Source organism: Thalassiella azotivora (genome assembly GCF_054781695.1).
The window spans coordinates 1-12,354 of sequence record NZ_BAAGTX010000041.1; the positions used below are offsets into that span (position 1 = coordinate 1).

Here is a 12,354-nt window from a genome sequence, read left to right on the forward strand (position 1 = left end):
GTCTACTCCGTGGCCTACATGGAGAACGACCCCGACCGGCGCCGCTTCTTCGCCTACCTGAACCTCTTCGTCGCCTCGATGCTGCTGCTGGTCCTGCGCGAGGGCGCGGACGAGCAGCACGCCGGCGACCGTCATCCCGAGCGAGCTCCCTACCGCCAGACCCGCGACGACGTCCACGGGGCGAGGTGCCAGGACGGCCCCCACGACCATGCCGACCACCACGACGCCCCACCCGGTGACCGTGGCCACGGCGGCCTGCCGACCACGGTGCAGCGCGTACAACGCCCGGCCGACGTGGGCGATCAGGGCGAAGCCGACGAGGCCCGGCGCGATGGCCGCCAGCGCCGCCGCCATCCCGCGGACCTCACCGCGGTCGATCGAGCGGAAGAACGCCTCGACCGACCCCGCCGACGCGACGAGGACCGCGGCCCCCGCCAAGGACACCAGCAGGACCGCGCGGGTCGTCGTGGCCGCCGTCCGGGCGTACCCCTCGTGGTCCCCCGCGCTCGCCCTGGCGCTCAGGCGCGGGAAGGCGGCGGTGGCCAGCGGCACCGCGAGCACCGCGTACGGCAGCAGGTACACGGCCTGGGTGTAGGTGAACACGTTGATCGCGCCGGTGGCCCCGCGGTCGGTGGTCATCCTCAGGGCGACCAGGACACTGAGCTGCTGGGCCAGCAGGGCGGCGAGCCCGGCCGCGGCCAGCGCCCGGCCGCGGCGCGCCACCCCCGCGGGGAAGGACAGGCGCGGGCGCAACCGGACACCGCACCGCAGCACCGGGAGCAGCAGGGGCAGCGTCATCACCGCGACCCCGGCCGTGGTCCCCCACGCCAGCCATGCCTCGGCGACGGCACCCGGACGGGTACCACCCTGCGTGGCGGTGACCGCGTACGCCTGGTAGCCGGTGATCACGACCAGGCTCGACAGCAGCGGGGCGGCCGCCGGCCAGCCGAACCGGTGGTGCGCCTGCAGGACGCCGCTGAGGACCACGCCGACCCCGTAGAGCACGACCTGCGGGGCGAACACCACGAGCATCCGGGTCGCGAGAGCCACCTGCCCCGGGCAGTCCTCCTCGTCGAGGAGCAGCTCCATCACCGGCCCGGCGAGCAGCGCCACGGCCAGGGAGAGCGGCAGCAGGACCAGCACGGCCCAGGTCAGCAGGGCCGAGGCGGTGCGGTCGACCTGCGCCCGGTGCGCTGCCACCTCGTGCCCCCGCCCGGACGCGGCCGCGGCGACCGGACCGGCGACCAGCGGCACGACGGCCCCGGCCAGCGCCCCGCCGGCGGCCACCTCGAAGAGCACGTTCGGGAGGGTGTTGGCGGCCGTGTACGCCTCACCGACGCAGGTCGTGCCGACGGTTCCGGAGAACACCAGCGTCCGGCCGAACCCGACGACCCGGGACAGGACGGTGATCACGGCGATGAGGGCCGCCGCGCCGGCGATCCCGGCGCCGAGCCGGCGGGCGCTCACGCCCCGCGGCGCCGGCCGAGGGCGTCGAGCTCGCGCAGGACCGGTGTCCGCTCGATCACCCGGGTGAAGCTCACGCGCTCACTGGCCAGCGTCAGCGCGACCAGGCCCGCCAGCACCCCCGCCCGGCCACCCGGGCCCAGCCTCGTCACCGCCGCCGCGCCGAGCAGCGCCCCCGCGGCGTTGGCGCCGCAGTCACCGAGCATCGCCCGCTCCCCGAGGTCCGGGGCGACGACGCCCGCACCGGCACCGACCGCGGCCGCGGCCAGCGGCCCGCTGACCGGACCGGCGAGCAGCGCCGGCGCGGTCAGGACGGTGACCTTCAGCACCCGCCCCGGCCGCAGGTCCAGCAGGTTCGCGAGGTTGGCCGCGCCGGCGACCACACCGCCGGCCACCACCACCTCGACCGCACGACGGACGCCGTGGGAGTCCCCCTCGCCCGCGGTCAGCAGCCGCGCCGCCGCCAGACCGGTCGCACCGATGCCCAGGACCTTCAGCCCACCCGTGGTCAGGCGACCGCGGGCCAGTGCGCCGAGGTGCCCGCGCAGCCCCTTGTCGGACCCCGTCTCGGTGAGGTCGTCCACGGCCCCGAAGAACCCCGCCCCGGTGACCGCCAGCACCGCCCCCGCGCGGGCCGCGGGCGGCAGACCGGGCGCCAGGGCGGTGCCCGCCGCCGCGCCGAGCGTCCACGCCGGGCCCTCCAGCAGGCTCAGGGTCCGTCCGCGGTGGTTGGTGCGGTCCCAGCGCGGGGCGCCACCCGGGACCCGGCGCCGCAGCGTCCACGCACCGGACGCCGCCAGCGCCGCCGCTCCGGCCGTCAGGAGACGGCTCATCCGTCCGCACCGGGCGTCACGGTTCCGGCGAGCACCTCCTCGGGCAACGGCGCCGTGGCGCCCTCGCCCGCACCGTAGTGGCCGACCCCTCCGGCGAGCTGCTCACGCAGCGCGAGGACGGCGGCGACGCGCCCGGTCGGCGCGTCCAGCGTGTCGACCGTCGAGACCACCGACGCGGCGTCGCTCCCACGCACCGCGGCGACCAGCCCGTTCTCCCCCGCCGAGCTCAGCGGCCCGGCCAGCACGGTGCCGCCCCCCGCCTCGTCCAGGGCGGTCACGAGCGTCCGCACCGCCGCCTCCTCGGCGTCCTGCCAGGCGGTGTCGTCCGCCTCCGGGAGGTCGGCCGGCCCCGGGGCCACGACCAGCGCCACGGACGCCCGGGACCACGGCGCACCCTCGACCGAGACGAGGTCCTCGGACGCCAGCGCCTCGAGCCCCGCCCGTGCCTCCTCGTCGGCCTGCCCGGCCCGGAGGAGGTCGGTGGTGACGACGAGGTGCGCCAGCACGTCAGCCAGCACCTCCTCCGCCTCCGCGTCGTCGGCCGGCGGCTGCGGCAGCAGCGCGCCCTGGGCGTCTGCGACGTCGGCGCGCTCCTCGCCGCGTCCCGGGTCGAACCACGAGCCGCCGAGCGCCACCCGGCCGCTGACCGAGGCCCCGGCGGCGTCGAGCTGGGCGCTGACCTGCTCGACGTCCTGGTCCTGGACCCCCGGCAGGGTCACCAGGACGACGGAGCGACCACCCAGCTGCCCCGACACGAGCTGGGGGGCGACCGCGCTGATGAACGCGTCCCGCTCGGCGATGCGGGCGTCACGGTTGGCGACCGCCTGCTGGAGCGCCGTCTTGTCCTCGAGCAGGCCCTCGACCTGGTTGCTCAGCTGGTCGCCGATGGCGTCGCGGAGCGGACCGGCGCCGAGGACGACGCCGATCGCGAGCGCCATGAACACCGACACCAGGGAGACCAGGTGGTAGCGGAAGTCGATCACGTGTCGTTCCTCGTCGTCGTCTGGGCGTCGGTCGGGCCGTCGGTCGGGCCGTCGGCGGCGGCTGCTGGCCGGCGTCGCCGGGTCACGGCCCACCACCGACCAGGGACCGCAGCCAGTCGGCCACGACGGTCACGAGGTCGTCCACCCGTCCACCGACCAGTTGGTAGAAGGTCTGCCCCGCCGAGGTCGACGCCAACGCCACCCCCAGCGCGAACAGCCCCGCGAGCACGAGCACGGTCAGCTGCCAGTTGGAGATCCGCTGCCGGTACAGGCGCGAGACCCCCTTGGCGTCGACGAGCTTGCCGCCCACCCGCAGCCGCGTCAGGAAGGTGCTCGCCATCCCGGCCCGGCCCTTGTCGAGGAACTCCACCAGCGTCGCGTGCGTGCCGACCGCCACGATGAGCGAGGCGCCCTTGTCGTCCGCCAGCAGCATCGCGACGTCCTCGCTCGTCCCTGTCGCGGGGAAGACGACCGGTTCGACACCGAGGGACTGCACCCGTTCCAGGCCGGGTGCCCGGCCGTCCCGGTAGGCGTGCACCACGACCTCGGCGCCGCAGGTGAGCGCCTTGTCCGACACGGAGTCCATGTCGCCGACGATCATCGCCGGCTTGTACCCGGCGTCCAGGACCGCGTCCGCCCCGCCGTCCACGCCGATGATGATGGGCCGGTACTCGCGGATGTACGGCCGCAGAGTCGCCAGGTCCTCCTTGTAGTGGTAGCCGCGCACCACGATGAGGACCTGGCGCCCTTCGAAGTCCGTGCTCACGTCAGGGACGCCCACGCCGTCGAGCAGCAGCTCGCGCTCGCGGCGCAGGTACTCCATCGTGTTGGCGGCGAACGACTCCAGCTGGACGGCCAGCCCCGCCCTGGCCTCCTCCATCGCCGCGGCCACCGTCTCGGCGGTCTGCAGCGTGCCCTCGGCGACCACCTGCCCGTCGACCACGAGACGCTCACCGTCGAGGTGGGCGTGCTGGCCCTCGTGCACCCGCGTCATCACCTCGGGGCCCGTGCCGTCGACGAGCGGCACACCGGCCTCGAGGATGATCTCCGGCCCGAGGTTGGGGTAGCGCCCGGACGTGCTGGGCGCCGCGTTGACCACCGCCGCGGGCCGCGCGGCCACGAGCGAGTCCGCGGCCACCTTGTCGATGTCCATGTGGTTGATGACCGCGATGTCGCCGGGCTGGAGGCGCTTCGCGAGGTCCTTCGTCCGCCTGTCGACGCGGACGGTCCCCGCGACGCCCTCCTCGGGCTCGGGTTCGGATCGGCGGCGCAGCAGACGTCTCATCGCCACGATGCTCCCACGCCCCGGCGACCCCGCCGCGCACGCGGGGCCGTGGCCGCGCTCACTGCGCGCGCGCCGAGGCCAGCAGCTCCTCGGCATGCGCCTGCGCGGTCGCGGAGTCCTCCTGACCGGCGAGCATCCGCGCGAGCTCGCGCACCCGCTCGGCCTCGTCGAGCCGGTGCACGCCGCTGCTCGTCACCTGGCCGTCGTCCGACTTCACCACGACCAGGTGCCGGTCGGCGAAGGCCGCGACCTGCGGCAGGTGCGTGACGACGACGACCTGGGCCCCTCGGGCGAGGCGCGCCAGCCGACGCCCGATCTCGACGGCCGCCTTGCCACCCACCCCCGAGTCGACCTCGTCGAAGACGAACGTCGGGACGCTGTCGGAGCCGGCGAGCACCACCTCGAGGGCCAGCATGACGCGGGAGAGCTCGCCGCCGGACGCCCCCTTCGCCAGCGGTCGCGGCTCGGCGCCGGCGTGCGGGGTCAGCACCAGGGTGACGTCGTCCCCACCGTGCGGCGCGAGCTCCGCCGCGCGCACCACCTCGACGCCCAGCACGGCGTGGGGCATGGCCAGGGCGGTGAGCTCGGCGCTGACGGCGGCCGAGAGCCGCTGGCCGGCGGCGACCCGGGCGTCGTGCAGCCTGCCGGCCACGTCCTCCAGCTCGGTCTCGACCGCGGACAGCCCGGCCCGCAGCGTCTCGACGCGCTCGTCGTCGTCCACCAGCTCGTCGAGGCGAGCGGCCGCCTGACGACCCCAGTCCAGCACGGCGTCGACGTCCTCGCCGTACCGCCGGGTCAGACCCGTCAGCTCGGCCCGCCGCTCCTGGACCTGTTGCAGCCGCGCCGGGTCGGCGTCCAGGGCGGTCAGGTAGCCGGACAGCTCCGCCGCCACGTCGGTGACCGCGTACCCGATCTCCGCGAGGCGTCCCGCCAGCCCCCCGAGCGCCTCGTCGTGGGCGGCCACGGCCTCCAGGGCCTTGCGCGCCCCCTCCACCAGCGTCGCCGCGTCGGCTGCCACGTCGGCGGTGAGCTCGTCCGCGGTGAGCGCCCCGTGGGCCTGACCGGCTGCGGCGCGCAGGTCCTCGGTGTGCGACAGCCGCTGCCACTCGGCCTCCAGGGCGACGTCCTCGCCCGGCTGCGGGTCGACGCGCTCGAGCTCGGCGAGCCCCAGGCGCAGGACGTCCGCCTCCTGCGCGCGTTCCCGGCCCCGGGTGGTGATCTCCTCCAGCCGGGCCCGCAGCTCCTGGCGGCGGCCGTAGCGCTCGCGGTACCGGACGAGGAGGTCGGCGACCGGGGCCCCCGCGAACTGGTCCACCACGTCCCGCTGACGGGCCGGCGAGCGCAGGAGCAGCTGCTCGGACTGGCCGTGCACGGCGACGAGGTCGTCGGCCAGCTCGGCGAGGACCCCCACGGGGACGCTGCGCCCTCCGAGGTGGGCGCGACTGCGGCCACCGGCCGCCACGGTGCGCGCGACGATCAGCTCGGCGGCCGGGCCGTCGACGTCGACCGGCTCGACCTCGGCGCCGGCCTCCCCCGCCCGGCGCGCGACCGGGCCGTCGGGGTCGACCCGGAAGCGTCCCTCGACGACCGCGGACGAGGCGCCCTTGCGCACCGCCCCGCTGTCGGCGCGCCCCCCGAGCAGGAGGTCGAGGCCGGTGACGACCATCGTCTTGCCGGCACCCGTCTCGCCGGTCACCACGGTCAGCCCGGGCGCCAGGTCGAGCGTAGCCTCCTCGATGACACCGAGGCCGCGGATCCGCATCTCCTCGAGCACCCTCTACCCCCTCACCGGTCCGCGCCAGCCCTCGACGGGCAGGCGGAACTTCGCCACCAGCCGGTCGGTGAACGGCCCCCGGGCCAACCGGGCGAGCCGGACGGGGCGCCGACCGCGCGTGACCTCCACCCGTGACCCCTGCGGCAGGTCGATCCGTCGCCGGCCGTCGCACCACAGGACGCCACCGTCCTCGGGCGCCAGCACCTCGACGGCGAGCTGCGACGACGGCGACACCACGAGGGGGCGGGCGAACAGCGCGTGCGCCGAGATGGGCACCATGAGCAGCGCCTCCACCTCGGGCCAGACGACCGGTCCTCCCGCCGAGAACGCGTACGCCGTGGACCCGGTGGGGGTCGCCATGACCACCCCGTCGCAGCCGACGGTGCTCACCGGACGGCCGTCCACCTCGGTGACCAGCTCGATCATGCGCTCCCTGCTGGCCTTCTCCACGCTGACCTCGTTGACCGCCCAGGAGCGACCGACGACGCGACCGGCCGCCCTGACCTGGACGTCGAGGGTCATGCGCTCCTCGACCTGGTAGTCACGGGCCGCCACGCGGTGCATCGCCTCGGCGAGGTCCTCCCGCTCGCTCTCGGCCAGGAAGCCGACGTGACCGAGGTTCACCCCGAGCAGGGGGACCGGGTGCTCACGCACCAGCTCGGCCGCCCGCAGGATGGTCCCGTCCCCGCCGAGGACCACGACGATCTCCGCGCCGTCGACCGCGTCCTCGAGCGCCGCGGAGGCGACGTCCACGTGCAGCTCGGCCAGGCCCGGCACCTCGTCGAGCTCCTCGGCCAGCATCACCGGCTCCAGTCCCGACTCACCGAGCTGGACGACGACCTCGCGGGTCGCGCTGACGGCCTCGGGCCGTCCGGTGTGGGTGATGAGCAGGACCTTGCGACCGGCGCTCACGACGCGCCCCGCCTGCGCTCCGGCCCGTCGTGCGGCCCGGCCTCGACCGCGTCCTCCACCATGGCGCGCAGGACGGCCTCGCCGACCGGCTCCTCGCCGGCGCGCCGGTGCCGGAGCCGCAGGAAGTACTCCACGTTCCCGCTCGGCCCCGGTAGCGGGCTGGCCGCCGCGCCCTCGACCTGGAGCCCGGTGAGGAGGGCGGCCGCCGCCACGTCGAGCACGGCCTGCGCCCGCAGGGCGGGGTCCCGGACGACGCCCCCGGCCCCGAGCCGCTCCCGCCCGACCTCGAACTGCGGCTTGACCATGAGCAGGAGGTCGCCGTCCGGCCGGGCGACCGACGCCAGCGGTCCGAGCAGGAGGCGCAGCGAGATGAACGACAGGTCACCGACGACGAGGTCGACGGGGCCCCCGACCTGCTCGGGGAGCAGGTCGCGGACGTTCGTGCGGTCGAGCACGGTGACGCGGTCGTCGGAGCGCACCGACCAGGCCAGCTGGCCGTAGCCGACGTCGACCGCCACCACCTGGGCCGCTCCCCGCCGCAGCAGGACGTCGGTGAACCCTCCCGTCGAGGCGCCCGCGTCGAGGCACCGTCGGCCGCTGACGCGGACGTCCGGCCAGGCGTCGAGCGCGCCGACGAGCTTGTGCGCGCCGCGGCTGACGTACTCCGGCCCGTCGGCGGCCTCGGTGACGACGAGCGCGGCGGACGTCTCGACCTGCGTCGCCGGCTTGCTGGCGGGACGACCCGCCACGGCGACCCGACCGTCGGCGACGAGCTCGGCGGCGTGCTGGCGCGACCGGGCGAGGCCGCGGCGCACGAGCTCGGCGTCGAGGCGCTGCCGACGGGCCATCAGCCGTCCGCCGCGGTCAGCCGGCGCTGGAGCGCCTCGTGGGCCTCGACGAGCACCTGCACGCGCTCCGGAAGCGGCGTCCCGTCGTCCACGGACGCGAGCCGATCCAGCACCGCGTCGACGGTCTCGTCCCCCGTCCGCGACGCCACGGGGTCAACCGCGTCCGCGGCCTCGGGCTGGGCGGTCGGTCCAGTGGCTGGTGCGGAGTCCCGCCCGTCCGCCGGGTCCTCCGCCCGCCCGGGCGGCGCGGAGGGTGCGGGCACGTCGTCGGTGGGGTCGAGCGTCACGTCGCGTCCTCCTGCGGGGCGTCGCGGACGGCAGCCGCCACGTCCGCCGGGGTCGCGGTCACCCTGCCCGTGCTCTTCGTGCTCGCGGTGCCCTTGCTCGCGCCGCGCTTCGACGACGCGCTCCTCGCCGGGGCCCTCTTCGACGAGGCCTTCTTCGCCGAGACCTTCTTCGCCGGGGCGCTCTGCGACGTCGACGTCGTCGCTGCCGCCTTCCTCGCCGCCGACCTCCTCACCGGCGCACCAGCGGCGGGCGCCGTCGCCTTGCGGGCGGGTGCCTTCGTGGTCCTCGCGCGAGCGGGCGCCGCTGCGGCCGGGGCGGCGCCGGGCGCCGGCTCGCTCACCGCGGGGGCAGCCGGACGACCCGCCGCCTCCAGCGCGCGCAGCGACGTCTCCAGGGTCTCGACCTGCCGCTCGAGCGCGGCGACGCGCTTGCGCACTGCGGTGAGGTCGGCACCGGTGACCATGCCGAGGCCACCGACGACCCTGTCCACCTCACCCGCCACGAGGTCCTTGAGCACCCCCCGGTTGGCTCGCGCCGCCGCCAGGAGGTCCTCGGCGACGGCCGTCACCGAGCCGGCGACCGCGGGGGCGGAACCCACGACCCCACCGTCGCCCAGCACGCCCTTCGCGATCTCCCGGGCCCGGTGCGCAGTCACCTCCCCGAGACCAGCGGCCATCTGCGCGTACGCGCGCCAGGTGTCCATCACGCCTCCTTCGTCGCCCTCACGCTACCGTCCGGCACCGTCGGCGGCTGGCTCGGTCAGGACGCCTGGGGACGGCCCGGCAGGCTCGATCGGACGTCGTCGGGCACGGCGGGCAGCCGGTCCCCGGCGTCGACGACGCCCCAGCAGAGCTCGGTCACGGCGCGCAGGAGGTCGACGCGACCCTCAGCATCGGCACCGGCCCGCCCGCCCTCGTGCCGGGCCTGGACCTCCCTGTGGGGCGACAGCCGCACCGTCCAGCCTCCGCAGGAGACCGTCCTGTCTCCGGTGCGCACCGCGGGCACCGGTGCGTGGAGCGCGCGCAGGTCGCTGACCACCACGTCGGGCCGCTGCGGCGCCGGGCAGCGCAGGAGGTCGTCGACACCGCTCACGCCGGTCAGCACGAGGACGCTGCGGAACCCGGCCGCGCGCGCCCCAGCGACGTCGGTGTCGAGCCGGTCCCCGACGACCAGCGGGTCGTCCGCGCCGACCCGCGCGGCGGCCTGCTGGAAGAGCGCGGGCTCCGGCTTGCCGGCGACGGTGGGGTCGACCTCGACGGCGTGCCGGACGGCGGCCACGAGCGAGCCGTTGCCGGGCGCTGGGCCCCGCTCGGTCGGCAGCGTCGCGTCGGTGTTGGTGGCCACCCACCACGCGCCACCGCGGACGGCGTAGGCCACCTCGGCGAGGTCGCGCCACGCGATGTCGGGTCCGTACCCCTGGACGACGGCCGCCGGCCCGTCGTCCGCGCCGTCGACTGGCACCAGCCCAGCACTCTCGCAGGCCAGGCGGACGCCGGGCCCACCGACGGGCAGGACCCGCGCGCCCGCACCGAGCCGTTCGACGACCACGGCGGCCGCCGCCATCGACGAGGTGACCACCTCGTCGGGTGCGGCGTCGACCCCGAGCGCCACGAGGTGCTCGGCGACCTGGTCGGGGGTCCGCGAGGCGTTGTTGGTCGCGAAGGCGATCGGGACGCCGCGGCGGCGGACCTCGGCGAGGGCGGACACGGCTCCGCCCACGGCCTCCCCGCCGACGTACACGACACCGTCGAGGTCGAGCAGCAGCAGGTCGTGACCGGACAGCAGGTCACCGCCCGGATCCACACCGCCCGGATCCACACCGTCCGGATCCACACCGTCCGGACGCACACCGTCCGGACGCACACCGTCCGGACGCACACCGTCGGGGCGCACACCGTCGACGGTCACGACTCGTCCCGCCGGGCGCGGACGGTGGCCCGGACCTGCCGGAGCCGCTCGAGGTACTCGGTGCGATCCGGCCGCATCACCGCCGCGGCCTCGAGGTGCTCGACCGCCTCGGTGAACCTGCCCAGGCGGCTGAGCGCCAGGCCGTAGCCGAAGCGGGCGTAGTCGGCGTCCGGGCTGCGGTCCACCAGTCGCCGAAAGCTCTCCGAGGCGTCCCCGAACTGACCGGCGTCGTACTGGGCGCGCGCGCACGCCTCCAGCAGGCTCGCCGACTCGGGGGCTGCGCGCAGGGCCCGGGCCAGGACCGTGGCGGCCGCTGCCGCGTCCCCGTTGGCGTGCAGACGCCGACCCTGCTCGTACCACTCGTAGACCGGGCTCTCCTCCGCGTCAGTCACGGCCGGCTGCCTCGTCGTCCTCCACGGCGTCGTCCTCCCCGGCGCCGCCCTCGTCGCCTCGGCCGGGCGCCGGCGCGGGCTGGTCGCCGGCCGAGGAGAACAGCAGGTCGGTGGTCGACGCACCTGGACCCGTCCCGGCACCGGGCAGCTCGTCCTCTCGCCCGGTCGCGCCTTCGGAGTCCTCCCGGTCCGGCGTGCCGCTGACGGGGACGTCGGGGGCGGGGCCGGCACCGGGACGCGTCGGGCCCGCGACGCCGCCACCCGGCGAGGTCACCTCAGGACCGGCCGAGCTCGCGCCGCGGTCGTCCGACCCGGCGTCGGTGCGCACCGCCGGGACGGGGTCGGCGAGCGGGTCGTCCTCGAGCAGGTCCGTGATGAGCTCGGGTTCCATGAACCCCACGCGTTCGGCCGCACCCGTGGAGCCGTCCTCGTCCTGCTCAGCCGCGCGCAGCAGCCAGGCGCGCGCCTCCGACGCGCGACCGGCCGCCTCCAACGCGTCGGCGTAGGCGGACATCAGCCGGGCGGCGACCTGCCCGCGTCCCCGCTCGAGCTCGGGGACCTGCAGCATGACGACGGCCGCGTCGGCCTGCCCGAGGTCGAGACGCGCTCCGGCAGCGACCATCAGCAGCTCGAGGCGACCGGAGCGGTCCAACGTCGCCGCCTCAGGGGACGCTGCGACCTCGAGCGCACGCTGAGGGCGTCCCAGACCCCGCTCGCAGTCGGCCATCACCGGCAGGTGCTCCTGGCTGCCGGTGAGGCGCCTGGCGGTGCGCAGCTCACGCAGCGCCAGCTCGTACTCGCCTGCCCGGTAGGCGGCGAGCCCGGTGGCCTCCCGAACCACGCCGACACGTCCGGCACGGCGCTGCGCCGCCTGGGCGTGCCGCAACGCCAGCTGCGGGTCCTCGTCGATCAGCTGGAAGGTGCGGACCAGATGACGCGCGACCTGCGCCGCCCCTTCCTTGGAGAGCGTCCGCAGCTCAGCGCGGACCTGACGGTCGAGCTCCTGGCCCGTGACCTCGTCGGGCAGCGCGGGGTCGGCCGGTCGGTCGACCCGGGTGCGCTCACCGACGCCGGGCCGTCCCGAACCGAGATCACGGCTCTCACGCCCCGAGCCCCCGGGACGTCGCTCACTCGGCGGCCGCCCGCCCCGCTCCGATCGACCGGACGACCCCTCGCCGCGGCCCCGACCGGACGGCGCGCCACCACGGCGGTCGCGGGAGCCGTCGTCACGCGAGCCACCCGACCGCCCCCTCTCGCGTCGCTCCGGTCGCCCGGCCGAGCCTCCACCCTCGGCGCGACCACGCTGGTACGACGGCCTCTCCCCCCGCGCAGCCGGCTCGCCTGCGCGGCGCTCACTGCCCCTGGGCGCTCCCGATCGGCCGCCGCCGGAACGGGGAGCCTGCCGGTCGCCCGGCTCAGGGTCACCGCTGCCACGCCGCGGCTCCCCGGACCCTCCTCGAGGCGCCGGACGCCGCCCCCCGGGGCGACGCTCTTCGAACCGGTCAGGTTCCTGCTCGGACACGGGTCCTCCTCATCGTCACAGACGACGCTACGTCACCGGACAGGACGTGGTGGGTGTGGGAATGCGATGACGGTCACCCCCGGGTGTGGGGGTGACCGTCATCGAATGGTTGTCCGGCGGTGTCCTACTCTCCCACGCGGTCTCC

At 76.2% G+C, this 12,354-nt stretch carries 12 protein-coding genes; all 12 read right to left on the reverse strand.

The genetic code is table 11. From position 1 onward, the window contains the following. Nucleotides 1-1,467 (reverse strand): murein biosynthesis integral membrane protein MurJ (gene murJ, locus ACYVQV_RS18695; RefSeq protein WP_461024831.1); only part of this gene is annotated, 1,467 nt, incomplete at its 3' end. Beyond that, a complete protein-coding gene (locus ACYVQV_RS18700) occupies nt 1,464-2,297 on the reverse strand; it encodes a hypothetical protein (protein WP_461024832.1) in 834 nt (277 codons plus the stop codon). The genes ACYVQV_RS18700 and murJ, both read right to left, overlap by 4 nt. Next, a complete protein-coding gene (locus ACYVQV_RS18705) occupies nt 2,294-3,280 on the reverse strand; it encodes a copper transporter (RefSeq protein WP_461024833.1) in 987 nt (328 codons plus the stop codon). The genes ACYVQV_RS18700 and ACYVQV_RS18705 overlap by 4 nt, the downstream gene beginning before the upstream one ends. Nucleotides 3,281-3,362: 82 nt before the next feature. Then, entirely contained in the window at nt 3,363-4,565 is a 1,203-nt protein-coding gene (gene steA, locus ACYVQV_RS18710) for a putative cytokinetic ring protein SteA (RefSeq protein ID WP_461024834.1), read from the reverse strand. 58 nt (nt 4,566-4,623) lie between these two features. Then, a complete protein-coding gene (recN, locus tag ACYVQV_RS18715) occupies nt 4,624-6,327 on the reverse strand; it encodes a DNA repair protein RecN (protein WP_461024842.1) in 1,704 nt (567 codons plus the stop codon). A 15-nt stretch (nt 6,328-6,342) separates the two neighbouring features. Next, nucleotides 6,343-7,251 carry an NAD kinase gene (locus ACYVQV_RS18720; protein WP_461024835.1) on the reverse strand — a complete coding sequence of 303 codons (909 nt, stop codon included), beginning with the start codon at nt 7,249-7,251 and terminating at the stop codon, nt 6,343-6,345. Next, on the reverse strand, nt 7,248-8,099 hold the full coding sequence (locus ACYVQV_RS18725) for a TlyA family RNA methyltransferase (RefSeq protein ID WP_461024836.1): 852 nt from the start codon (nt 8,097-8,099) through the stop codon (nt 7,248-7,250). Before ACYVQV_RS18725 ends, ACYVQV_RS18720 begins: the two co-directional genes overlap by 4 nt. Then, nucleotides 8,099-8,386, reverse strand: a complete 288-nt coding sequence (locus ACYVQV_RS18730; RefSeq protein WP_461024837.1) for a hypothetical protein — start codon at nt 8,384-8,386, stop codon at nt 8,099-8,101. Before ACYVQV_RS18730 ends, ACYVQV_RS18725 begins: the two co-directional genes overlap by 1 nt. Beyond that, entirely contained in the window at nt 8,383-9,090 is a 708-nt protein-coding gene (locus ACYVQV_RS18735; RefSeq protein ID WP_461024838.1) for a hypothetical protein, read from the reverse strand. Before ACYVQV_RS18735 ends, ACYVQV_RS18730 begins: the two co-directional genes overlap by 4 nt. Nucleotides 9,091-9,146: 56 nt before the next feature. Beyond that, a complete protein-coding gene (locus tag ACYVQV_RS18740; protein WP_461024839.1) occupies nt 9,147-10,190 on the reverse strand; it encodes an HAD-IIA family hydrolase in 1,044 nt (347 codons plus the stop codon). 101 nt (nt 10,191-10,291) lie between these two features. Further along, entirely contained in the window at nt 10,292-10,687 is a 396-nt protein-coding gene (locus tag ACYVQV_RS18745) for a tetratricopeptide repeat protein (RefSeq protein ID WP_461024840.1), read from the reverse strand. After that, nucleotides 10,680-11,528: a serine/threonine-protein kinase gene (locus ACYVQV_RS18750; RefSeq protein ID WP_461024841.1), complete on the reverse strand. Its 849-nt coding sequence runs from the start codon at nt 11,526-11,528 to the stop codon at nt 10,680-10,682. The genes ACYVQV_RS18745 and ACYVQV_RS18750 overlap by 8 nt, the downstream gene beginning before the upstream one ends. Between the last annotated feature and the right edge of the window lie 826 nt (nt 11,529-12,354).